Here is a 21,750-nt window from a genome sequence, read left to right as displayed (position 1 = left end):
GAAAGGGACCGTGATTGTGCCATCGGGTTCCGCCCGGATGCCGCGAATGCATGACGTAGGGCTCCGGAACATTTTCACCGTTACGTCGCACTGCCTTGTTTTCATGCCGGGCAACACACTGCGCGCATTGCCATGCAATGCCCGCTCGGGGCACGTGTCGCGCAGCGGCAAGCGGGGAAGAAGGCTAGGCGGCCGTGCGCATGCGCGCGAAGCCGTTGCGCAGGTGGCGGCCCAGTTCCGCCGCAGCCGGCGTGGGCTCGCCGCGCGGCAGATGGAGGTTGATCGCGAAATTCGGTAGCGCGGGCAGGCCGCTGTTGGCGGGCAGGATGTCGAGATCGACCGGTACGGTGGACGCGAGCCAGACGGTCACCGCCAGATCGGAGCGCACGGTCGCGGCCGTTGCGTCGATGCTGCCGTTCTCGAACACCGTGCGCCATGCGCGGTCGCAGGCACGCAGTGCGTCGAGCACGGTCGGGCGGAACGCGCAGGTCCGGTCGACCATCGACACGGGCAGCGGTGTCTGCAGATGGGCGCTGCCACCTTTTGCGCCGACCCAGACCAGACGGTCGACGGCGACGCATTCGCCGCGCGACGGGCCGACCGGCGCCTCGATCAACGCGACATCGATCTCGCCCTGCCTGAGCGCCTTGCGCAGTTCGGGCGACGCCGCGCACACGAGCGACAGCGCGACTTGCGGATGCGCGTGCGCATAGCCTTTCAGGATCGGCGCGAGACAGCTGCCGACGAGATCCTGCGGCGCGCCGATGCGCACGGCGCCTTCCATCGCGCCGGCCGTCATGTCGGTCAGCAGCGCGTCGTGCGCGGCGAGCAGCCGGCGCGCCTGCGCGAGCAGGCGCTCGCCGTCGGCGGTGAGCAGCAGGTTGCGATGCTCGCGCACGAACAGCGGGCCGGACAGCGTTTCGAGCCGCGCGACCTGCTGGCTGACCGCACCTTGCGTCAGATGCAGCGCGCGGCTCGCCGCCGTCATGCTGCCGTGATCGGCGACCGTGACGAAGGCGCGAAGCAGGGCGATGTCGAGGTTGCGTACCATAGGTCGCATTATGAATGCTAATGGAAGGCATAAAAAGCTTTCGCTTTCGTAATGCGTGGATCGCGGGTAAAACGGGGCTTCGACGACCATGACCGGGGGCCCGCGTGCCGCTTCAAGACTACTTTCCGCTGATGCTGTTCGTGATCGTGTCCACGGTGACGCCGGGTGGCGCGACAACGCTGGCGACAGCATCGGGCGCGCATTTCGGCTATCGGCGTTCGTTGCCGATGATGGCGGGCATCGCGGCCGGCCTGGCATCGATGGCCGCCGCCGCCGCGGCCGGGCTCGGCAGCGTGTTGCTGGCGCTGCCTGCGCTGCAACTCGGGATGAAGGTGCTCGGCTCGCTGTACCTGCTGTGGCTGGCCACGCGGATCGCGCGCGGCGGCAAGCCCGGCGTCGACGCGGCCGTGCATCGGCCGCAAGGGTTCGTCAGCGGCGTCTGGATGCTGTGGCACAACCCGAAGGGCTGGGCGATGACGCTCGGCGCGGCCGCGTCGTTCGCCGCGCTGGCGTCCGGCCCCGTCAGGCTCGGGGTATTGATCGGGCTGGCATTCGGCGTGGCGGCGATGGCGTCGCTGTCGCTCTGGTGTTGTGCCGGGCTGCTGTTCGCGCGCGTGCTGCGCACGGAGCGGCAGTGGCGTTGCGTGAATGCCGGGTTGGGCATCCTGCTCGCGGCGTCGATCGTGCCGATGTGGCTGAAGTAGCGGCGCCACGCGCGGCGCGGCCCCGGCATTCAGCGCGAACCGGCCCGTGCGGCCCCCGCCGGCCGTCCGCCCGCGCCGCTCGACCATCGCGGCAGCCGCAGCGTCGTCACGAAGCTCGCCGCATGCAGTGCGCAAAGCAGGCCGAACGCCCACGCGTAGGCGGTCCCGTGCGTGCCGCCGGTCGACACGGATTCGGCCTGCAGCCGCCATGCGAGAAGCAGCGTGCAGATCGTCGTGAACGTCGGGCCGCCGAGGCGCTGGACGATATTGAGCGACGTCGTCGCCATCGGCAGGTTGCGCCGTTCGACCGACGCATACGCGGCGGAAATCGACGGTGCGCCGATCGCGCTCTGGCCCATCCCGCGCAGAAACAGCGCAGGCACCAGCACGTAGGGATCGTAGCCGGCCAGCGCGAGATACACGAACGGCAGCGTCGCGGCGAGCGCGAGCAGCGCGCCGGCGGCGGCCAGCCGGCGCACGCCGAACCGGCCGGTCAGCGCGCCCATCGACGGATAGGTAACGAGCATGCCGAGCCCGAGCGGCGCCAGCAGCCAGCCCATTTCGCCGGGGGAGCGGCCGCACGCTTCGATCAGGAACACCGGAATCAGCATCTGGCCCGCGTAGATCGCGCCGTTGGACAGGAACTGCGTGGCAGCGGCCGCGCCGAATACGCGCGAGCGAAACAGCGCGAGGTCGATCAGCGCATGCTCGCCCTTGCGCCGCGCGACGCGCAGGAACGCGGCGAGCAGCAGCACCGAACCCGCGATCGCAGCGATGCCGGGCACCGCGTCGATGCGCTCGGCGCCATACAGGAACAGCACGAGCGCCGGCGACAGCAGCGCGAGGCCGACCCAGTCGAGTTCGCGCCGCTGCGTCTGCTCGCGGTCGCCGGGCAGGAACCACACGGCCAGCGCAAGCGCCAGTGCACCGACCGGCAGATTCACGAGAAACAGCCAGCGCCATGATGCGTGCTGCAGGATTGCACCGGCGACGACGGGCCCGAGGATCGGCGCGATCAGCACCGGCACCGCCGCATAACCGATCACGCGCGCCATCTGCTGGCCGGCCACGCGCGCGATCATCATCTGCGCCATCGGCGCGAGCAGCCCGCCGCTGACGCCCTGGAGCACGCGGAATGCGATCAGCGACGGCGCGGACCACGCGAGCCCGCACAGCGCGGACGTCAGCGTGAACGCGGCGAAACACCACAGGTACAGCGCCTTCGCGCCGATGCGGTCGACCAGCCAGCCGTTCAGCGGCAACACCAGCGTGAGGGCGAGCAGGTAGGCGCTCGTCACCCACTGGATCGTCGACAGGCTCGCGTGCAGGTCGGTCGCGAGGCTTGCCAGCGATACGTTGACGATCGTCGCGTCGAGTTGCGACAGCAGCGAGCCGAGCGTTGCGACCGCGCTGACTTTCCAGATCGATGGATCGAGCCGGCCGGCCGCTTGGCCCGGCACCCGCTGAGCGCGTTTGTCGCTCACGCGCCGCGCCGGTCGAGCAGCGCGAGGATTTCTTGCGTCGGGTCTGTCTCGCCTAGACGCGGGAACAGCCGTTCGACGCTGTTCGTGTGCGCGTCGGCGTTGAGGTCGGTCATCGCGTCCACCGCGAGCGTCACGTTGTAGCCGAGCTCGTGCGCCTGGCGGGCCGTCGATTCGACGCCGATGCTCGTCGCGATGCCGGCCAGCACGATCTGTGTGACGCCGGCCGCTTTCAGGTGTGCGTCGAGACCGGTGCCGGTAAACGCGCCCCAGGTCTTCTTCGTCACGACATGGTCGCTCGGCTGGCGGTTCAGTTCGGGCAGAAGATCGGTCCAGTCGGCGGGAAGGGCATCCACTCGCACCTGCTGCTGCGTGCGGCCCGGCGCGCTGCCGGCGACGTTGACGAGCACGACGGGCAGGCCGCGGCTACGGAAGGCGTCGAGCAGTTCGCGCGCACGCTCGATCACCGGTGCGACCGGATGGGCGGTGGGCAGCGCGACGATGCCCTTCTGCAGGTCGATGACGACGAGCGCCGTTTGCGTGTCGAGACGGGTTGTGCTCATGGCGTGATGCTCCGTGAATTGGGCGAAGAAAAGCGTGCGCGCGGATGCCGCGCATCACGCAGGCGAGGTCATTGCTCGCCGATGCGCCGGATCAGCGGAATCGCGGCGGCGAGCGTGCGGATGTCTTCCGGGCCGAGCTTCTCGATCGCGGCGCCGAGCCACTTGTGCTTCGCGGTGTCGCGCTTGCGACGTGCCGCGAGGCCGGCTGCGGTCAGCAGGAACAGGATCTGGCGGCCGTCGGTCGGATGAGGCTCGCGTTCGACGAGCCCGTCTTCTTCGAGGCTTGCGAGAATGGCCTTCATCGACTGCGGCTTCATCGCCTCGGCGCGGGCGAGATCGGCGGTGGTCATCGGGCCCTGTCGTTCGAGCCGCGCGAGCGCGCTCGTCTGCGACATGCCGAGCCCTTCGGATTCGATCTCGGAACGCAGCCGGCGGATCAACTGGCCGACCGCGAGGGTCAGTTCGGCGGCGACGGTATCGGCGGAAACGCCGGGTGTGCGTGGCGGTGTCATGCGGCGGATCATAGAACACGACAGTTTAACTTGCAAGTTAAACTGTCGAATTTGACATTGATGCGGCCGGAGTGGCGGGTAGTGGCGCGGCAACCACCGGTGGGCGGGACGTCGGCGGCGGGCGGCGGCGCGTTACGCGCGGCGCGGGGACGGAATCGGCACGACGTCGTTGTACTTCGGCGACGCATCCTCGTGCAGCAGGTCGCCGAGATATTGCGCAAGTTCGTCCGCGGCGAGCGCGGACGGAATCTGCAGGTTGGCCGGCCGTCGCTTGCCTTCGGTGCCGAGATCGAACACGGCCCAGCGATCGTTCGAACGCACGACGGCGAGCAGGCGTCCGAACGCGTTGAAACGGTATTCGTCCTGCATGGCATCGCTCCTTCGTGGATGAGCGCGCCGGCCGCGCGCGTCGTGTTTACTGGATCGAGCAGGCCAGCCAGCGATGGATCATCAGTGCATCGCTCGACACGCCGGCGCGCGTCGGCGCGCCAAGCAGCACGACAGTTTCGCGGCGGCCCTTCACGTGCATGCGCATGACGACGCCGTGCCCCGATTCGTTGATGAAGCCGGTTTTCTGCATCCGGATCGGCAGTCGGCCGTAGCGGACGAGCGGATCGGAGTTCACGTACAGCAGATCGCCATCGCCGGCCTGCACGGTGGTCGACGTGTCCGTCGAGAAATAGCGGATCAGCGGATCCTGCGCGGCTGCGTCGACGAGCCGCGCGAGATCCTCGGCGGTCGACACGTTGTGCGGCGACAGGCCGGTCGGTTCGCGGAAATGCGTATGGCGCATCCCGAGCCGGCGCGCCTCGCGGTTCATCGCCTTCACGAACGCGGCGCGGCCACCCGGATAGTCGCGGCTCAGCGCGGCGGCGGCGCGATTTTCCGACGACATCAGCGCGATATGGAACATCTGGCGGCGCGACAGTTCGGCGCCGATCGGCAGCCGTGAACCGGTGAACTTGATCGTGTCGCGATCGCGCGAGGTGACGCGCAGTACGCCGTTCAGCGGCCGGTCCGCGTCGCGCGCGACGACGGCGGTCATCAGCTTCGAGATCGATGCGATCGGCCGCACCGTGCGTGCGTTGCGGGCCAGCAGCGGCGTGCCGGAGTCGACGTCGAGCACGTAGGCCGCGCGCGAGTGCAGCGAGCGTACCGCGCGCGGGCTGTAGCCGCAGCTCGCGAGCAGGCGCGGCTTCGCGGCGGGGCGTGGGTGGACCGCGTTCGTGCGTTTCGCGCGCCGGTGCGGTGCGGGCGCCGCGTGACGCTTGACCGCATGATACTTCACGCGCGGGCGGCGATGCTTGACGGCCTTGTGTTTGCGGGGCGCGGGTTTCTTCTTGACGACTTTCGCATGCGCATGCGGCGACGCGGTGCGATGCGGCTGCGCGGACGCGTTCGTCGCGAACGCGAGTGTCAGCAATGAGAGGGCGATGATCAGGGTGGTCCGGGCACGAGGCAGGCGCGCGATGAGGCCGGTCAAGCGAAAGTCTCCTTTTCACGCGCGTTGCGGCGGCGCGAAATGCGTGGGCGGTCGGTGGCTGCGGGAAATTATAAGGTCGATCGCGTGACGATGACGATGGATGTGTGCGCATTGATGCGTGATGCGCGCGGATTTCTGCTGTTTTTTTGCGGAGGGTCGAACGCGTGCGTTCGTCGGCGGGCGCCTGGCGTATCGACTCAACGCGGCCAGTTCCGCCGCGATACGACCGCGAAGCTGATCGCGATCGAACCGGTGACGGCACGCGGCTGCGCGTCGTCCAGCGCATCGCCGAAGCGGAAGCGGCGGCTGCGACCGTCGGCGCGTGCGGTGCGACGCTCGGGCGCCGGCGCGTCGGGCTCGGCATCGCTTGCGTCGGTGACGACCGTGTCGTGGGACGCGTCGGTCAGGCACTCGGCCGCATGATCGAGAGGCATGATGGTGAATTCCGAAAGGGGCGTGCCCGTATTGAACGTCACGCCATTCGATCAGTAAAATGAATGTTTTGATCGATACGATTCCTTTGAAGAATGGAATTGAAACTGCTGCGCACTTTCCTGAAGGTCACCGAGCTCAGCCATTTCAGCCGCGCGGCCGATACGCTGCACATGAGCCAGCCGGCGCTGAGCAAGCAGATCGGCGCGCTCGAGGCGAGCCTCGGCGGCAAGCTGTTCGAGCGCGGGCGGCATGGCGCGGAGCTGACGCCGTTCGGTGAACGCTTCCTGCCCGACGCGCAGGCGCTCGTGCGCGATGCCGACGAGATGCTCGCGCGCGCACGGGAGGCGACCAGCGGGCAACGCGGGCATTTGCGGCTCGGCATCTGCCTGTCCGTGCTGACGCTCGTGCCGAAACTTGTCGCGGAATTCCGGCGCCGCAATCCGGGCATCGCGGTCACGCTGAGCGACCTGTCGTCGTCCGAGCAAACGCGTCGGCTCCGCGCGGGCAAGCTCGACGCGGGGTTCCTGCGATTGCCCTCGGATGAAGGATTGTCGTCGTTCAAGGTGATCGACGAAGGGCTTGCGCTCGCGGTGCCGCCGCACCTCGGCTTCAAGCGCGTGCCGGCCGATCTCGACGTGCTCAACGAGATCGGCTTCATCGCGCTGCAGCGCGCACGCGGCCCCGGGCTCGCCGCGCAGATCGACCGGTGGTGCGTCGAGCGGCGCTTCGTGCCGCAGGTCACGCAGCAGGCGGAGGACGTTCAATCGGTGCTCACGTCGGTCGCCGCCGGGGTCGGCGTTGCGTTCATTCCGTCGCGTGCGCAGTACCTGCTGCGCGACGCGACCGTGTTGCCGCTCGCCGGCAGGGACGCGAAATGGCGCGTCGGGCTGGCGTGGCTGTCCGGCCGCGACGATCCCGTGACGACGCGTTTCGTGTCGTTCATGCGCGCCGCGATCAAGGGCGCGTGACCGGGCGTATAGTGTCCGCGATTGCATCCGTCCTGAATGCCGGTCCCGCGCCGGCTCGCGAACCCGAACCGATGACTTCAGAATCCGACGACGCCCCGCTCGATCCCGCACTCGTTGCGACGCTCGCGACGCTGCACGAAGCCGCGACCGATCCGTCCGGCAGAACGTGGTCGCTGCCGAAGATCGCGAAGCGCGCGCAATTGCCGATGAGCACGCTGCGTCGCGTGCTGACGCAACTCGACGCCGCCGGCCTGAGCGCGACGACGCTGAACGACGACGGCACCGGCAGCGCCGCATTGACCGAAGAGGGGCGCGCCGTGTGCGCGCAACTGTTCGGCGCGAACGACGGCCAATGAGAAAACGGGCCACCCGAACGCGGCCCGTCGTGGTGCGCTCAGACATGCGGCGTCGGCCGCATCACCGCGGCATCACCACCGCGCCGTTACGCCACCCATGATGGAATGACGGTAGGTCTGGTCGTTCAGCCCGTGCCGGTAGCCGATGTCGAGATCGAACCAGCGCTTCGGCGAGTAGATCGCGCCGGCGATCACGAACGCAGGATTCGCGCCGGACGTGCTTTCGGTGTTGCGCGACAGGCCGATGTCCGCCACGAACTGCAGCGTGTCGGTTGCCTTGTAGAGCGCCGCGGCCGACACGGCCCAGACCGAGCGCAGATCGCCCTGGCGATTCGGCTGGTAGGCGAGACCCGCATTCGCGAGCAGCAAGAAGCGTGCGACGTCGGCTTGCGCGAGCAGCGTCGCGCCAGTGCCGACGCGGCCCGTGCCGAGCCCGCGACCGTCGTTGCCGGTCGGCATCGTCACCTTCGGTTTCAGCGCAAGCGATAGCGGCCCGTGTTCGACGAAGCGCCATTTCATGCCGATCTCGACATCGCCGATGCCCGCGCCGTTGTCGTCGGTCCGCGTTTGCAGATGCGTGTAAGGCGCGTTCACGTAGAGATCGACGTGCTCGCCGAACCCGCGCGTGAGCGTCGCGTTCCACAACTGATGGCGGCCGTTCTCGTCCTGTTTCGAGGTTTCCTCGCCGTTGAACTCGAACTGCCAGTTCGCATTGCCCTGCGTGCCCGTGTCGTCGCTGACGAGCGGATGCGCCGCGTAGGCATCCAGCGGCGCGAGGAGGGCGCTCGCGGCCGCGAGCGGAAGCATTCTTCTTTTCATCATGTCACCTGTAGTGCGTCGTGGGCGGCCGGCCCATGTGGGCCGGCACGCCGTCGCCTGGAGGAAATCAGAACCACTGCTTGTAGCGGCGCACATAGATCGTCTTGACGATCTGCGCGAGCAGGATGTAGCCGACCATCGTTGCGGCGAGCCACAGCCAGTAGGTGCCCGGCAGGTGCATGAAGCCGAGCGAAGCCGCGAACGGCGAGAACGGCAGCCAGCAGCCGATCGCGATCGCGGTGAATGTCGACAGCAGCACAGGCAGTGCGGCCGTGCTCTGCAGGAACGGAATCTTCTGCGTGCGCAGCAGGTGCACGACGAGCGTCTGCGACACGAGGCTCTCGATGAACCAGCCCGAGTTCATCACGATCTGGCCGCCCGAGCCGCCTTGCAGGTGATACATCGCGCCCGCACCGAACACGGTCCACATCAGCACGTAGGTCGTGATGTCGAACACCGACGACGTCGGCCCGACCCACAGCATGAAACGGCCGATGTTGCCGGCTTCCCATTTGCGCGGCTTCTTCAGGAACTCCGGATCCATCTTGTCCCACGGCAGCAGCATCTGCGACGTGTCGTAGATCAGGTTCAGCACGAGCAACTGCGTCGCGAGCATCGGCTCCCACGGCAGGAACGCGCTGGCGACGAGCACCGAGAATACGTTGCCGAAGTTCGAGCTGGCCGTCATGTTCAGGTACTTCAGGATGTTGCCGAACGTCTCGCGGCCCTTGATCACGCCTTCCTCGAGCACCATCAGGCTCTTTTCGAGCAAGATGATGTCGGCGGTTTCCTTCGCGATGTCGGCGCCGCTGTCGACCGAAATGCCGACGTCGGCGTCGCGCAGCGCGGGTGCGTCGTTGATACCGTCGCCGAGGAAGCCGACCGTGTGGCCGTTCGCCTGCAGCGCCTTCACGATGCGCGCCTTCTGCAGCGGCGTGAGTTTCGCGAACACCGTCGTGCGTTCGACGACTTGCGCGAGCGTCGCATCGTCGAGCGCCTCGATTTCGGCGCCGAGCACCGGCTTGCCCGGTTCGAGGCCGACCTGGCGGCACACTTTCATCGTGACGGTCGGGTTGTCGCCCGTCAGCACCTTCACCGACACGCCGTTATCGCGCAGCGCGGCGAGCGCCGGTGCGGCCGATTCCTTTGGCGGATCGAGGAAGGTCAGGAAACCGCGCACGACGAGGTCGCGCTCGTCGGCGGTGCGGTATTGTTCGCGTTCGACGCCGCGCGGGATCGCGCGCGTCGCGAGCACCAGCACGCGGAAGCCGTCCTCGTTGTATGCGTTTGCCTGTTCGAGCAGTCGCTTGCGCGCGACGAAGTCGAGCGGACGCACGCCGTGCTCGTCCTGCACGTGGGTCGATACCGCGAGCATTTCCTCGACCGCGCCCTTGCAGATCAGCAGGTGCGCGCCGTGCGTGTCCTCGACGACGACCGACAGGCGGCGGCGCACGAAGTCGAACGGCAGCTCGTCGATCTTCCCGTAGCCCTGCGGCTTCACGCGCTCGCCGATCTCGTCGGCGCGCGCGACCACCGCGATGTCGATCAGGTTCTTCTGGCCGCTCTGATGGAAACTGTTCAGCCAGCCGAGCCGAAGGATGTCCTCGTTACGGTGGCCGGACAGGTCGAGATGGTGTTCGAGGATGATCTTGTCCTGCGTGAGCGTGCCGGTCTTGTCGGTGCACAGCACGTCCATCGCGCCGAAGTTCTGCACGGAGTTCAGCCGCTTCACGACGACCTTGCGGCGCGCCATCGCGATCGCGCCGCGCGCGAGGTTCGCGCTGACGATCATCGGCAGCATCTCGGGCGTGAGGCCGACGGCCACCGCAAGCGCGAACGTGAGCGCGCTCAGCCAGTCGCCCTTGGTCAGGCCGTTGATCATGAACACGATCGGCACCATCACGAACATGAACCTGATCAGCAGCCAGCTCACGCTCGCGACGCCGCGGTCAAAGCTCGTCTCGATGCGCTTGTGGCTCACCACGTTGCGCGCGAGCGATCCGAAATACGTGTCCTCGCCGGTCGCGACGACCACGGCCGTCGCGGTGCCGCTGACCACGTTGGTGCCCATGAAGCACACGTTCTCGAGATCGAGCAGCGACGTCGACGCGTCGTTCGCCGCGCCCGGCGTGCCCGCCATGCCCGCGTGGGCCGACTTGCCGGCAACCGCGCCGAGCGTGTCGTACTTCTCGACCGGCAGCGCTTCGCCGGTCAGCACCGCCTGGCTGATGAACAGGTCGCGGGACGTGAGCAGACGCACGTCGGCGGGAATCATGTCGCCGGCCGACAGGTGCACGATGTCGCCGACCACCACTTCGCGCATCGGCACCTCGCGTCGCGCCGGCTCGGACGTGTCGGTCACCGCGCGCTGCACGGTCGCCGTCGTGCGAACCATCGCCTTGAGCTTTTCGGCCGCGCGCAGCGACCGGAATTCCTGCACGAAGCGCAGCAGCGCGCTGATCGTGACCATCGCCAGCAGGATCGTCATGCCGACGTAGTCGCGATCGTCAGGTGCCGCGAAATAGACGTCGGTGAAGAAGCTGATCGCGGCCAGCACCAGCAGCACGTAGACGAACGGATTGTGGAACGCATGCAGCAGCTGGCGCGTCCAGTGCGGCGGCTTGTCGTGCGCGATTTCGTTCGGGCCGTCGTGCTGCAGGCGGTCGGCGGCCTGCGCGCAGGTGAGGCCGCGCAGGCTGGTATGCAGCGACTTGAAGGTTTCTTCGAGCGGGCGAGCCGCTTCCTGCGCGGCGCGCATGACGCGCGGTTCGTTCTGCTGACCGGGGCCGGCGTTGATGAAGCCGCGCTGTTTCTTTTGCGAGGTGTTTCGTTGTGTCATGAGTCGCTCCTTGCGCACGCGGCGGCGGACGGGAAGCGACCGTGACGTTATCGACGCACGAACGCTTCCCGCCGCGTCGCGCCGGGCGCGATCGGCTGTGGATCGGTGAAGGGAGGAGGGCTCGCCGGCGCGCGGAGTGCGGTCCGCAGGACGAAGCGCGGCGTCGCACCGGCGAGCGGTAATCGACTACTGTCGTCTGAGTTCATCTGCACTCCTGTCGGTTGCGGGTCGGCGGCACGGGCGATCGGCAGCCGCGCACGCTCGAGGGCGCGCGGCCGGACGGCACGCGAACGGAACACGCACGCGGCGTGCGCTGCGTGCGGCGCGAACGTATGCGCGCGGCAACGCACGGTTGCGCAGCGCGGACGTTCGGCGATATCGAAAAAATCGGCGGGGGATTCTGGCCGGTCAGGCCGGAAGGGCGCCGCATCCTGCTTCCCGGGATGCGGCAGAAGACGAGGCTCTGCGCGGTTTCCTCAGGCAGCAGTCAAGTCGGTCGAGGACCAACTACAACTCGCATCGGTGTTCACAGAACACTCCATGTAATCAGACGGGGGCGATGGTAATGGGTCGTCGTGCGAAGCGTCAACCCTTTTTCCGCCCTTTTTTCAGGCAATTCCTGGAATACGTCGGCGCAATGGCGCCGGCTCCGCGGACGAAAAAATGCGCGCACGCCAGGCAGGCATGCGCGCGCTTGCGTCGAGGCGACGTACCGGTTACTGCGTGGCCGCGGTGACGGCAGCGCCTGCATCGGCGATACCGGAACCGGCCGGCAGCGCGGTGCACGACGTGCTGGCCGGCAGCATCGCCGCACGCGCGCCGCCTTGCAGCTTCTGCTGGATCTGAGCGGGCGTGAGGTTGCCGTTCACCGACAGCATCAGCCCGACGATGCCCGTCACCTGCGGCGTCGCGAGGCTCGTGCCGCTCGCGGTGCCATACGTGTCCGTGCCCGGTGTCGTCGTACCGCTGTTGGCCGTCGACAGGATGTTGACACCCGGCGCGCTCAGCGCGACGTCGGAGCCGAAGTTGCTGAACGATGCGCGGCGCCCGGTCGCGTCGGTCGCGCCGACGCTGATCACGCCGCGGCAGTTGGCCGGCTGGTCGAGCGCGGTCGCCAGGCCATCGTTGCCGGCGGCGACGACGACGGTCACGCCCTTCGCGTTCACATCGTCGATCGCCTGCTGGAACGTCGCGCTGCACGCGCCGACGCCGCCCAGGCTCAGGTTGATGATCTTCGCGGGATTCGGGTTCGTCGGCACGCCGGCGACCGGGATGCCGGCTGCCCAGCGCATCGCGTCCGCGATGTCGCTCGTCGTGCCGCCGCACTTGCCGAGCACGCGCACCGGCAGGATCCGGCCGAGCCACGACACGCCGGCGACGCCGATGCCGTTGTTGGCGGCGGCGCCGATCACGCCCATCACGCGCGTGCCGTGCCAGCTGCTGGTGCTCGGTTCGCTCGCGCAGTGATAGTACGGGCCGCTGGTGTCGTCCAGTTCCTGCTGCGTGACCCAGTCGCCCGGATCGGATGCATCGGTGCCGCGCGTCTGACCGTTGTTGCTGGTGTTGGCGTTCGAGATGAAGTTGTAGCCGGACAGCAGGTTGCCGACGAGGTCGGGGTGTGGCCGGTAGCCGGTGTCGAGCACCGCCGTGACGACGGTCGGCGCACCCTTGGTTCGCGTCCATGCGGGCGGCGCGTTGATGCCGACGCTGGCGTCGGACAGATACCACTGCTGGCCATATGCGGGGTCGCTCGGCGTGTCGCGGATTCGCATCGGGTGATCGGGTTCCGCGTAGTCGACGTCGCCGTCAGCCGCGAATGCCTGCGCGAGCGCCGCCGCGTCGCCGGACGCGATGCGCTGGCCGATCGACAGCACGGCCGCGCCGTCCGACAGGGTTCGCTCCACCTGCACGTTCAGCGGCGCCTGCGACGTCGTCACGGCGGCATACGTCCGTGCGGCGCCGGTCGTCGTCGGCGCTGTCCAGCGCGTCATCGAGCGCTGGATCACCGCGTCGAGCCGCGTGCCGGTGTCGATGGCCGCCATCGCGCGCGCGGCTGTCGGCGTCTTCAGCCTGACGATCAGGTGATCGACCGGCGGCTCGGCCGGCGCGGTCGGCTGGGCGGCCATCTGCACGGCGGCCTGCTGCGTCGCGCATGCATTGTTGCCGTTGGTCGCGGGCGGGGTCGTCGGGGAAGGCGAGGGCGAGGGGGCCGGCGCTGCATTGGAAGGTGACGGACTGCTGCCGTCGCCGCCACCGCCCCCGCAGCCGGCGATCGGAAGCAGGGTTGCGGCAGACAGCACGCCGGCGAGCATGCGCGCATGAGCGGAGCGGGCCAGCGCGAGATTGAATCGTTTGGCTCTCATGGTGAAACTCGATCCTCGTAGATAACCGTCGTGCTGGCGGTTGTGCCTGGCCGGCGTAAACCGGACCTGTTTTTTATCGGGCGTGCACGGGACTGCTGCGACGCGCCATGCATTGGGTAACGGCTGATGAGGCGGTTTCTTGAATATGTTTTCGGGTGAAAAAGTGCGAGACGCAAACGATTGCCTTGCTGTATCGCAGCATGAACGCGCGTTTGGAACGGATGATCTGTTCACGTGGTGCAAGATCGCAGGCGGTTGATCGGGCGAAACGTGCGGCGCGGGCGCTTTTGCGCGCCACGGAAACGATTGTTCGCGGCGTGGCCTCGACGATGGTGTTTGGCGCTTTCCCCGATGAGGTGCGAATTTTGTCAGGCGTACGATCGCGATTCGATCAACGTTTCGTCAGGAGAAAAGCATGGATCGTCGCTTCCGTTGGCTGGCCGTCGCGCTGACCTGCGCGCTGGCGGGCACCGCGCATGCGCAGGCGCTCACCGGCACGCTGAAGAAGATCAAGGACACGGGCATCGTGTCGCTGGGTATCCGCGAATCGTCGGTGCCGTTCTCGTATTCGGACAACCAGCAGAAGAACATCGGTTACTCGCGCGACATCGCGGCGCGCATCATCGATGCGCTCAAGGCCGAGCTGAAGACGCCGAACCTGACGGTGAAGGAAATTCCGATCACGTCGCAGAACCGGATTCCGCTGCTGCAGAACGGCACGATCGACTTCGAGTGCGGGTCGACGACCAACACGCTGGAGCGGCAGAAGCAGGCCGCGTTCTCGAACAGTATTTTCCTGTACGGGATCCGCTTCAGCACGCGCAAGGATTCGGGTGTGAAGGACTTCACGGACCTGGCCGGCAAGACGGTCGCGACGACGGCCGGCACGTCCGACGAGCGCCTGCTGCGCAAGCTCAACGAGGAGAAGGGGATGAACATGACGATCATCAGCGCGAAGGACCACGCTGAAGCGTTCATGAACGTCACGACGGGGCGCGCGGTCGCGTTCGTGATGGACGAGCCCCTGCTGTATGGCGAGATCGCGAAGGACCGCAATCCGGGTGCGTACACGGTGACGGGCACGCCGCTCGTTCACGAAAACTACGCGTGCATGATGCGCAAGGACGATCCGGCGTTCAAGCGCGTGGTCGATGGCGTGATCGCGAAGATGCAGACCTCCGGCGCGGCCGAGAAGCTCTATGACCAGTGGTTCATGCAGCCGATTCCGCCGAAGGGCGTGAGCCTCAATTATCCGCTGTCGCCGGAGATGAAGCAGCTGTTCAGGAATCCGACGGATCAGGCGCAATACTGATCGAAGCGTCGTCGTGGTATTGCATCGCACATGAAAAGCCGCCGGCAGATGCCGGCGGTTTCCGTTTCTGGTGCGCTCGCTGGCGCGGCGAAAGTGTGCGTCAGACCTGATTTCCGGCCCGGGCGCTGCCGGCCTGTCAGGCGGAGACTGTGCCGAAATCGGCATTCAACCGTGCCCGCGCCATGGGATTCCTGTCGCGCTGCGCAACAACAGGCACAATACGCACTTCGCCGCGCACCGTTGTTCGTTGTTCGAACAGCACGGCGCGTGTCGCCGCCGTCCGAATCTTTCCCGGTTGTCATGAACGCCTCGCTCACACCCGCGCGCGAATCGAACTCGCCGCGCTTCCTGTTGTTCCTGATCTGCCTGTTCGCCTCCGCCGGCCAGCTCGCGATCGACATCTACGTGCCCGCGCTGCCCGACATGGCGCGCTCGTTCGCGACCACGCCGCAGGCGATCCAGTCGAGCGTCTCCGGCTACATGGCCGCCTACGCGCTCGGCCAGCTGATCTTCGGCCCAGTCGCCGATGCGTACGGGCGCAAGCGCGTGCTTGCGTTCGGGCTCGTCATCTACACGATCGGCTGCCTGCTGTCGCTCGGCGCGCCGAACCTGGAGACGTTCGTGCTGGCGCGCTGCCTGCAGGGCTTCGGGATCGCGACCACGAACCTGCTCGCGAAGGCGATCATCACCGACTCGTTCTCGGGCCAGGCGCTGATGCATGCGTTTACGTACATGTCGATCGCATGGGGGCTCGCGCCGATCATTGCGCCGGTGATCGGCGCGCACCTTCAGGAATGGTTCGGCTGGCGCGCGTGCCTCGTGTTCCTGCTGGTGTACTCGCTGGTGATGTGGGCGCTGCTGTGGCGCTATCGCGAAACCTTGCCGAAACCGGTCCATCTCGAGCCGCGCACGCTGATGGCGAACGCGGGCAAGGTGCTCGCGAGCCCGGTGTTCCAGAGCTGCTTCCTCGCGCAGGGGCTGTGCTACAGCATCCTGCTGGTGTTCAACATCGTCGGGCCGTTCATGGTGCAGACCACGCTGCACAAGCCGCCGACCTTCTTCGGCTATCTCGCGCTCGGGATCGGACTGATGTATTTCCTCGGCGGGCTGTCGAACCGGATTCACGGGCGCGGGCTGCCGAGTGCCGAGCAGCGGCTGCGCATCGGCGCACGCGTGATGGCGGTCGCGGCGGTCGCGATGCTCGTGCTGGCGCTGACCGTCGGCCTGCGCGTGTGGACGCTCGCGACGCCGGTGCTCGTGATGGGCTTTTGCGCGGGCGCGATGTATCCGACGCTGATGGCCAAGGGCAATTCGCTGTTTCCGCATATCGCGGGGCTGACGAGTGCGATCCTCGGGTGTGCGCTGCTGCTCGTGTCGTCCGCGATGATGGGCCTCGCCGGTTTCGTGTCGGTGCAGGTGCTGACGCCGCTCGCGGTGTTCTTCGTCGTGCTGTCGCTTATCGTCGTATGGATGGTGACGAAGCTGCTGCGCTACCTGACGCAGCAGCAGGCCGCGAGCGTGGCGTGCGGGCGCGGGGAAGCCGCGTAAGCCATATAGGCCGCGTGAACGCGTGCCGCAACGGCACGCCGGCCGCTCACAGCGGCTGCGCCGCGCCCGCCTGCGCCAGCAGCGAAATCGCGGCCGGATCCGGCATTCCGTTCGAATCGATCGCGCCGGCCTTGGCCAGTGCGTCTAGATCGCTGTCGACGCCCGGCTGGCCGACCACGAACGGCGTCGTCAGGAAGGCCGGTGTCGACAGTGTGACCGAATAGCGCTGCTGCAGATTCGTCACGACCGCCGATTGCGCGGCCTGCACCGCACCCGGGCTGCCCATTACGCTCTGGAAGTGCGCATTCCCCTGGAAATTGCCGATCAGCCCGGCCGTGTTGGTGCCGAGTTGCGCGGCGAGATAGACGAGCATCAGCTCGGTCTCGGGCGTCGTGTTGAAGGTGCCGCCCGCGTAGGCGAGCGAATGCAGGCTCGTGCCGCTAGATGCGACGGTGATCACGCACGGCAGCACGGCGTTGACCGTCACGCGGTAGTTACCGCCGCCGTCGGTCAGCGTCGTCGCCGAGCCTTGTGCGCAACTGACCGTCACCGACGCGCTCGCGAGCGCGACGCCCGTGGCGGCCGTGCCCGACAGCGCGATGGTCTGCGTGTTGGTGTTGTTGAAGCAGACATCGACGCCGAAGCAGGCGTCGCCGTTGCAGCCTGCAAGTGCCGCGACGGCGGCGACGCAGGCGGTGCCCAGCGCGGGGCGGATGAAGCGCGGGTGGCGAAGGTTCATGGTCGCGGGCCTTTGGGCGAGTGAAGCAACCGGTGGGCGCCGGCGGGGCGGTGCCGCTCCTATTTTATGTCTCGAATCCGGGCGGTGCTTGCCCGTTTTCCTGACGGGACGCGGCCGAACGTGCCGGATCCTGAACCTTTCGATTCCCTTCGCAATTGGTTATGCTGCGGGACGATTAAAAAATGACGAGAGAACGCGCCGTTCCCGACGGAGCTGGTGCGCCGTTTCCGACATGAACCTGAAACGACTGATGGGGCGGTCAAGCCTCCCGGATTGCGAGGGCGATCCGGCATCGATGGCATGCACGCCCCGCGACGCGGTGCGACCCGCGTGTATCCGCGGCAAGGCCCGCATCGGCAACGCGGCGGTGGCCGCCGCGCTGCTGGCCGGCGCGGCGTTCCTTTGCGTCCCGGCCTTCGCCGCCCCGGCCGACGCCGGCGATGGCGCGATTCCGTCGGTAGCCAATGCACCGTCGGCCTGCACGAACGTGGCTGCCGCAGCCTCCTATCCCGTGGCCCACGACCCCGAAGCGGCGCCGCCGCTGACAGGCCGCGTGACCGACATGACGGGCGTGCTCAGTGTCGCATGTGCGTCCGAATTGACCGACCGTCTCGCCGATCTCGAGCGCCGGCTCGGCGTGCAGATGGCGATCCTGCTGGTCGGGTCGACCGGCCACGCGACCATCGAGCAGTTCGCGACCACGGTGTTCGAGAAATGGCGTCTCGGCGAGAGCAAGATCGACAACGGTTTGCTGCTGGTCGCCGCACTGAACGATCGCACCGTACGGATCGAGGTCGGATACGGCCTCGAAGGCGCGATTCCGGACATCGTCGCAGGGCGAATCATCCGCGAGCGCATCGTGCCGGCGTTTCGCGAGAAGCGTATCGAAGCCGGCGTGAGCGATACGGTCGATGCACTGGTGCGGGAGATGACGCCGCCGCAAATGGCGGCGTCGGATAGCGCACTGCCCGACGAGGACGCTCGGCGCGCGGCGTCCGGCGATGCGAAGCGGCTGTCGAACGGCTTGCCGGAGACTCCCCCCGACGACGTCGGGAGCTTCCTGTTCTGGTTGCTGCTCGGGCTGACCGGCGTCACGCTGGGTGTCGTCACCGAATGGCGCAAGCTGCGTTGGCAGGTGATGTTGCCGGCCAGCTTCCTCGTCGCGACGATCGTGCCGGTTGCGATGTTGCCGGTAGGCGCGATTTTCAGAGGCGATCTGGAAGCGATCCTGGGTGCGCTGGCGATCGTCCCGACGAGCATCGGTGTCGGTGCGTGGCTGCTCGGTATCGGCGTCGTTCGCTCGGCACGCGTGCGCAAGAATACGGCGATCATCGGCGGGACGTTGCTGGCGTTGATCGGGATCGGGCATCTGATGGGATATTCGCCCGGCGAGGTTCTGGTGGCGGTCTTCTGCGTGGTGGTGGCGATCCTGTGGATCGTCGAAAAACTGACGGGCAGCGATGGGTCGTCATCCAGCTCCACGTCCTCGTCTTCGTCTTCGTCCTTCAAATGGCCATCGTCCGGCTCGGGCTCGTCCAGTTCCAGTTCCAGTTCGTCCGACTCATTCACCGGCGGTGGTGGCTCGAGCGGCGGCGGCGGGGCATCGGGCCGCTGGTAACCGCCATGCGCGGCGCGTGCGCGAACGTTTCTTTTCAACTTACCGCTCCAGCCGGAGCGTTCAACCGGAAGTCACAAACAATGAAATGGTTTCGAATCCTGCTCGTGTGCTGCGTGCTCGCGCCGCTCGCCGGTTGCGGCTACAACGCGATCCAGTCGTCGGATGAGGACGTTAACGCGGCGTGGTCGGAGGTGCTGAACCAGTATCAGCGTCGTGCCGACCTCGTGCCGAACCTTGCCGCGTCGGTGAAGGGGTACGCGTCGCACGAGGAACGCGTGCTGACCGAGGTGGCGTCGGCCCGCGCGCGCGTGGGCAGCGTGCAGATGACGCCGGAGATGGCAAAGGATCCCGCCGCGTTGGCGGCGTTCGATCAGCGGCAGGGTGAACTATCGGGCGCGCTGAGCCGGCTGATGGTGGTGTCGGAGCGATATCCGGAGCTGAAGGCGAACGAGGCGTTTCGCGATCTGCAGACGCAGCTCGAAGGCACCGAAAACCGCATCGCGGTCGCGCGCGGCCGCTACATCAAGACGGTGCAGCAGTACAACGTGCAGATCCGCCAGTTCCCGGGTGTCGTGATCGCGCGGATCTTCGGCTATCAGCCGCGCCCGAACTTCAGCGTCGCGAACGAATCCGCGATTTCGACCGCGCCCGTCATCGACTTCTCCAATCAGCCGCCGAAGACGAACGCAGCCGGCCAGTAAGCGGCCTGCCCGCGCACTCAGGGCTTGCGCGCGGCCGGCTTCGCGAACGCGCCGCGCACCTCGAAGCCGATCGCATCCGCCACGTTGCCGCGCGCGTCGACGAGTTCCAGCCGGTGCCTTCCCGGCCACGGCATCCACGCGAGGCGGTCGGCGTGCCCGATCACCTTGTCGTCGAGCCGCCACGCGAACCGCGCCGCATGCCCGGAAGACCGCTCGAACCAGATCCGCTGGTTCTTCGGCGGAATGTCCGGATCGATCGCGAAGATCGTGCCGTCGGTCGGCGCGCCGATCGTCAGCGGTGCGCGCGCGCCGTCCTTGCCCGGCGTGACGGGTGCCGCGAGCCGGATCGTGTCGAGCGCCGTGCCCGCGATGAACCACTCGTCGCGCGACGGCTCGACGTCGCGCTCGAACGTGATGCGGCGCATTTCGACACCGGCCGGCGGACGTGGCGCGCGGCTCGGCAAGTCGCGGTGCAGGTAGCCGACGACGGCCGACCACACGGGCGACGCGCCCGTCACCCCTGACACGTCCCACATTGGCGAGCCGTCCGCATTGCCGACCCACACGCCGACCGTATAGCGCGACGTGAAGCCGACCGTCCAGTTGTCGCGCATGTCCTTGCTCGTGCCGGTCTTCACCGCCGAGAAGAAGCGCGTCGCGAGCGGATTGTCGAAGCCGAACGTGCGCACGCGCGCGTTGTTGTCGGAGAGGATGTCGGTGACGACGAAGCTGGCTGCTTCGCTGAATACGCGCGTGCCGTTGTCCGTGCGCCCCGATGCCGATATGCCGGAAGCGGGCGACGGCGCGGGCAGGTCGACGATCTTGCGCGCGACACCGCCGTTCGCGAGCGCGCGATACGCATTGGTCAGCGACAGCAGCGTGACGTCCGCGCTGCCGAGCGCAAGGCTGAAGCCGTAGTAATCGCCTTCCTGCGCCAGCGGCAGGCCGAGCGCGGTCAGCGTGCGCGCGAAGCGGTGCGGCGTGACGAGCACGAGCGTGCGCACGGCCGGCACGTTCAGCGAGCCGCCGAGCGCGCTGCGCACGCTCACCCAGCCCTTGAAATCCTTGTCGTAATTCTGCGGAATGTAGAGTCCGCCACCGGCCGCGAGGTTGATCGGTGCGTCGTCGAGCAGCGATGCGGCGGTCAGCCGTTTCTCGTCGATCGCCTGCGCATAGAGGAACGGCTTGAGCGTCGAGCCGGCCTGGCGCGGCGCGAGCACGGCGTCGACGTCGCGCGCGCTCGACAGCGCCCCCGACGAACCGACCCATGCGCGAATCTCGCCGGTCGCGTTGTCGATCACGACGACCGCGCCGTCCTGCACGTTGCGCCGGTGCGCGGGCGCGTTGAGCTCGGTCAGCGCGCGCGTCAGCGTGTCGCGCGCGAAGCGCTGCAGCGGCGCATCGAGCGTCGTGCGCACCTGCGCGCCGGCCGCCGGTCTGACTTCGGCCGCGATGCGGCGCGCGAAGTGCGGGGCGAGGGCGGCGCCGTCGTCGCGCACGGCGTTGGCCGGGCGTGCGATCACGAGCTGCACGTAGCCGTCGAGCGATGCGCACGCTTGTTCCGCGTGCATGTCGCGCAGGATCCGGCACGCACGCTCGGCGACCTTCGCGCTTGCCGCGTTGGGAGCACGCACCAGCGCGGCCGCGATCGCGGCTTCACGCGCGTCGAGGCCGGACGGCGCCTTGCCGAACAGCACCTGCGACAGCGCGGCGAGCCCGACCGTCTCGCCGCGGAACGGCACGAGATTCAGGTAGGCCTCGAGGATCTGGTCCTTGCGCCAGCCGCGCTCGAGCAGCAGCGCGTTCATCGCCTGCGTGGCCTTCTGCGGCAGCGAGCGCTGGCCCGAGCGGCGCGGCGAATCGCTGAGCAGCCCGGCGAGCTGCATCGTCACGGTCGACGCGCCGCGCGTGCGCTCGTTCCACAGATTGCCCCACGCCGCGCCGGCGATCCCGCGCCAGTCGACGCCGCTGTGTTCGTAGAAACGCTTGTCCTCGGACACGACGATCGCCTCGCGGAACGCGGGCGACACGTCGGCGAGCGATACCCAGTCGCCGCGCCGTTCGGTGAGGTCGACGCGCGTGCGCTGCAGCGGCGTGCCGTCGCGCGCGAGCAGCACCCAGTCGGAACTGCGCCAGTTGCGGCGCACGTCGTCGTAGCCGGGCAGCGCGTGCGCGACCAGCGGCGCGCCGAGCACGACGGCGACGAATACGCGGCCGGCGAAACGCACCGGCCGCGGCGATACACGATCGATCATCAC

21 protein-coding genes are annotated in these 21,750 nt (G+C 67.7%); 8 read left to right on the top strand and 13 right to left on the bottom strand.

Annotated elements, in window-relative coordinates; translation table 11 throughout:
* Window positions 1-184: 184 nt before the first annotated feature.
* Window positions 185-1,060, bottom strand: a complete 876-nt coding sequence (locus DIE11_RS09280) for a LysR substrate-binding domain-containing protein (protein WP_124623060.1) — start codon at window positions 1,058-1,060, stop codon at window positions 185-187.
* Window positions 1,061-1,155: 95 nt separating this feature from the next.
* Between DIE11_RS09280 and DIE11_RS09275 the strand changes: the two genes are divergently transcribed.
* Window positions 1,156-1,755 (top strand): LysE family translocator, encoded by a 600-nt coding sequence (locus DIE11_RS09275; protein WP_082729053.1) that lies wholly within the window; start codon window positions 1,156-1,158, stop codon window positions 1,753-1,755.
* 29 nt (window positions 1,756-1,784) lie between these two features.
* Here the strand turns inward: DIE11_RS09275 and DIE11_RS09270 are convergent, their stop codons facing one another.
* The 6 genes from DIE11_RS09270 to DIE11_RS09245 form a co-directional block, all read right to left on the bottom strand.
* On the bottom strand, window positions 1,785-3,239 hold the full coding sequence (locus DIE11_RS09270; RefSeq protein ID WP_124623058.1) for a DHA2 family efflux MFS transporter permease subunit: 1,455 nt from the start codon (window positions 3,237-3,239) through the stop codon (window positions 1,785-1,787).
* A complete protein-coding gene (locus tag DIE11_RS09265; protein ID WP_124623056.1) occupies window positions 3,236-3,799 on the bottom strand; it encodes an isochorismatase family protein in 564 nt (187 codons plus the stop codon). Before DIE11_RS09265 ends, DIE11_RS09270 begins: the two co-directional genes overlap by 4 nt.
* 68 nt (window positions 3,800-3,867) lie before the next feature.
* On the bottom strand, window positions 3,868-4,323 hold the full coding sequence (locus DIE11_RS09260) for a MarR family winged helix-turn-helix transcriptional regulator (RefSeq protein ID WP_059607205.1): 456 nt from the start codon (window positions 4,321-4,323) through the stop codon (window positions 3,868-3,870).
* 120 nt (window positions 4,324-4,443) lie between these two features.
* The gene (locus DIE11_RS09255; RefSeq protein WP_124623054.1) at window positions 4,444-4,680 is read right to left on the bottom strand and encodes a hypothetical protein; all 237 of its coding nucleotides are present in this window, start codon (window positions 4,678-4,680) and stop codon (window positions 4,444-4,446) included.
* Window positions 4,681-4,726: 46 nt separating this feature from the next.
* Window positions 4,727-5,794, bottom strand: a complete 1,068-nt coding sequence (locus tag DIE11_RS09250) for a serine hydrolase (protein ID WP_124623052.1) — start codon at window positions 5,792-5,794, stop codon at window positions 4,727-4,729.
* Between the two features lie 197 nt (window positions 5,795-5,991).
* Complete coding sequence (locus tag DIE11_RS09245) at window positions 5,992-6,228, bottom strand: hypothetical protein (RefSeq protein ID WP_124623050.1); 237 nt, start codon at window positions 6,226-6,228, stop codon at window positions 5,992-5,994.
* Between the two features lie 93 nt (window positions 6,229-6,321).
* Here DIE11_RS09245 and DIE11_RS09240 point away from each other — a divergent pair, with 93 nt between their 5' ends.
* Both DIE11_RS09240 and DIE11_RS09235 read left to right on the top strand, forming a co-directional pair.
* Entirely contained in the window at window positions 6,322-7,197 is an 876-nt protein-coding gene (locus DIE11_RS09240) for a LysR family transcriptional regulator (RefSeq protein ID WP_124623048.1), read from the top strand.
* A gap of 71 nt (window positions 7,198-7,268) precedes the next feature.
* Window positions 7,269-7,553, top strand: a complete 285-nt coding sequence (locus DIE11_RS09235) for a transcriptional regulator (RefSeq protein ID WP_124623046.1) — start codon at window positions 7,269-7,271, stop codon at window positions 7,551-7,553.
* Between the two features lie 72 nt (window positions 7,554-7,625).
* Here the strand turns inward: DIE11_RS09235 and DIE11_RS09230 are convergent, their stop codons facing one another.
* The 3 genes from DIE11_RS09230 to DIE11_RS09215 all read right to left on the bottom strand — a co-directional run bounded on the left by DIE11_RS09230 (window position 7,626) and on the right by DIE11_RS09215 (window position 13,574).
* Window positions 7,626-8,372: a transporter gene (locus DIE11_RS09230; RefSeq protein WP_124623044.1), complete on the bottom strand. Its 747-nt coding sequence runs from the start codon at window positions 8,370-8,372 to the stop codon at window positions 7,626-7,628.
* A 67-nt stretch (window positions 8,373-8,439) separates the two neighbouring features.
* Window positions 8,440-11,211 carry a magnesium-translocating P-type ATPase gene (gene mgtA / locus DIE11_RS09225; protein WP_124623042.1) on the bottom strand — a complete coding sequence of 924 codons (2,772 nt, stop codon included), beginning with the start codon at window positions 11,209-11,211 and terminating at the stop codon, window positions 8,440-8,442.
* Between the two features lie 716 nt (window positions 11,212-11,927).
* Window positions 11,928-13,574 (bottom strand): S8 family peptidase, encoded by a 1,647-nt coding sequence (locus DIE11_RS09215; protein ID WP_124623038.1) that lies wholly within the window; start codon window positions 13,572-13,574, stop codon window positions 11,928-11,930.
* Between the two features lie 200 nt (window positions 13,575-13,774).
* Between DIE11_RS09215 and DIE11_RS36245 the strand changes: the two genes are divergently transcribed.
* Together DIE11_RS36245 and DIE11_RS09210 are read left to right on the top strand one after the other, a co-directional pair.
* The gene (locus DIE11_RS36245) at window positions 13,775-14,026 is read left to right on the top strand and encodes a hypothetical protein (RefSeq protein ID WP_185633737.1); all 252 of its coding nucleotides are present in this window, start codon (window positions 13,775-13,777) and stop codon (window positions 14,024-14,026) included.
* Window positions 13,990-14,886 carry a glutamate/aspartate ABC transporter substrate-binding protein gene (locus tag DIE11_RS09210; RefSeq protein WP_124623036.1) on the top strand — a complete coding sequence of 299 codons (897 nt, stop codon included), beginning with the start codon at window positions 13,990-13,992 and terminating at the stop codon, window positions 14,884-14,886. The genes DIE11_RS36245 and DIE11_RS09210 overlap by 37 nt, the downstream gene beginning before the upstream one ends.
* 136 nt (window positions 14,887-15,022) lie before the next feature.
* Here the strand turns inward: DIE11_RS09210 and DIE11_RS36840 are convergent, their stop codons facing one another.
* The gene (locus DIE11_RS36840) at window positions 15,023-15,148 is read right to left on the bottom strand and encodes a hypothetical protein (RefSeq protein WP_260436561.1); all 126 of its coding nucleotides are present in this window, start codon (window positions 15,146-15,148) and stop codon (window positions 15,023-15,025) included.
* Window positions 15,149-15,186: 38 nt separating this feature from the next.
* Between DIE11_RS36840 and DIE11_RS09205 the strand changes: the two genes are divergently transcribed.
* Window positions 15,187-16,434: a multidrug effflux MFS transporter gene (locus DIE11_RS09205; RefSeq protein ID WP_124623034.1), complete on the top strand. Its 1,248-nt coding sequence runs from the start codon at window positions 15,187-15,189 to the stop codon at window positions 16,432-16,434.
* Window positions 16,435-16,480: 46 nt separating this feature from the next.
* Here the strand turns inward: DIE11_RS09205 and DIE11_RS09200 are convergent, their stop codons facing one another.
* On the bottom strand, window positions 16,481-17,173 hold the full coding sequence (locus DIE11_RS09200) for a hypothetical protein (RefSeq protein ID WP_124623032.1): 693 nt from the start codon (window positions 17,171-17,173) through the stop codon (window positions 16,481-16,483).
* Between the two features lie 88 nt (window positions 17,174-17,261).
* Between DIE11_RS09200 and DIE11_RS09195 the strand changes: the two genes are divergently transcribed.
* A complete protein-coding gene (locus tag DIE11_RS09195) occupies window positions 17,262-18,791 on the top strand; it encodes a YgcG family protein (protein WP_185633736.1) in 1,530 nt (509 codons plus the stop codon).
* Window positions 18,792-18,871: 80 nt separating this feature from the next.
* The gene (locus DIE11_RS09190) at window positions 18,872-19,492 is read left to right on the top strand and encodes a LemA family protein (protein ID WP_059607227.1); all 621 of its coding nucleotides are present in this window, start codon (window positions 18,872-18,874) and stop codon (window positions 19,490-19,492) included.
* 17 nt (window positions 19,493-19,509) lie between these two features.
* Here DIE11_RS09190 and pbpC read toward each other — a convergent pair whose 3' ends face one another.
* Complete coding sequence (gene pbpC, locus DIE11_RS09185) at window positions 19,510-21,747, bottom strand: penicillin-binding protein 1C (protein WP_124623029.1); 2,238 nt, start codon at window positions 21,745-21,747, stop codon at window positions 19,510-19,512.
* Between the last annotated feature and the right edge of the window lie 3 nt (window positions 21,748-21,750).

Source organism: Burkholderia sp. Bp9012, assembly GCF_003853825.1.
Lineage (GTDB): Bacteria > Pseudomonadota > Gammaproteobacteria > Burkholderiales > Burkholderiaceae > Burkholderia > Burkholderia diffusa.
Note: the sequence above shows the minus strand (reverse complement) of the source record. Positions and strands in the feature narration are given on the sequence as shown.

Excerpts from the sequence above, each read along its gene's own strand:
- DIE11_RS09230 (WP_124623044.1), bottom strand. The coding sequence starts at position 8,372 with ATGAAAAGAAGAATGCTTCCGCTCGCGGCCGCGAGCGCCCTCCTCGCG.
- DIE11_RS09265 (WP_124623056.1), bottom strand. The coding sequence starts at position 3,799 with ATGAGCACAACCCGTCTCGACACGCAAACGGCGCTCGTCGTCATCGAC.
- DIE11_RS09200 (WP_124623032.1), bottom strand. The coding sequence starts at position 17,173 with ATGAACCTTCGCCACCCGCGCTTCATCCGCCCCGCGCTGGGCACCGCC.
- DIE11_RS09280 (WP_124623060.1), bottom strand. The coding sequence starts at position 1,060 with ATGCGACCTATGGTACGCAACCTCGACATCGCCCTGCTTCGCGCCTTC.
- DIE11_RS09210 (WP_124623036.1), top strand. The coding sequence starts at position 13,990 with ATGGATCGTCGCTTCCGTTGGCTGGCCGTCGCGCTGACCTGCGCGCTG.
- DIE11_RS09205 (WP_124623034.1), top strand. The coding sequence starts at position 15,187 with ATGAACGCCTCGCTCACACCCGCGCGCGAATCGAACTCGCCGCGCTTC.
- DIE11_RS09240 (WP_124623048.1), top strand. The coding sequence starts at position 6,322 with ATGGAATTGAAACTGCTGCGCACTTTCCTGAAGGTCACCGAGCTCAGC.
- DIE11_RS09260 (WP_059607205.1), bottom strand. The coding sequence starts at position 4,323 with ATGATCCGCCGCATGACACCGCCACGCACACCCGGCGTTTCCGCCGAT.
- pbpC (WP_124623029.1), bottom strand. The coding sequence starts at position 21,747 with ATGATCGATCGTGTATCGCCGCGGCCGGTGCGTTTCGCCGGCCGCGTA.
- DIE11_RS09255 (WP_124623054.1), bottom strand. The coding sequence starts at position 4,680 with ATGCAGGACGAATACCGTTTCAACGCGTTCGGACGCCTGCTCGCCGTC.
- DIE11_RS09245 (WP_124623050.1), bottom strand. The coding sequence starts at position 6,228 with ATGCCTCTCGATCATGCGGCCGAGTGCCTGACCGACGCGTCCCACGAC.
- DIE11_RS09215 (WP_124623038.1), bottom strand. The coding sequence starts at position 13,574 with ATGAGAGCCAAACGATTCAATCTCGCGCTGGCCCGCTCCGCTCATGCG.
- DIE11_RS09190 (WP_059607227.1), top strand. The coding sequence starts at position 18,872 with ATGAAATGGTTTCGAATCCTGCTCGTGTGCTGCGTGCTCGCGCCGCTC.
- DIE11_RS36245 (WP_185633737.1), top strand. The coding sequence starts at position 13,775 with ATGAACGCGCGTTTGGAACGGATGATCTGTTCACGTGGTGCAAGATCG.
- DIE11_RS09235 (WP_124623046.1), top strand. The coding sequence starts at position 7,269 with ATGACTTCAGAATCCGACGACGCCCCGCTCGATCCCGCACTCGTTGCG.
- mgtA (WP_124623042.1), bottom strand. The coding sequence starts at position 11,211 with ATGACACAACGAAACACCTCGCAAAAGAAACAGCGCGGCTTCATCAAC.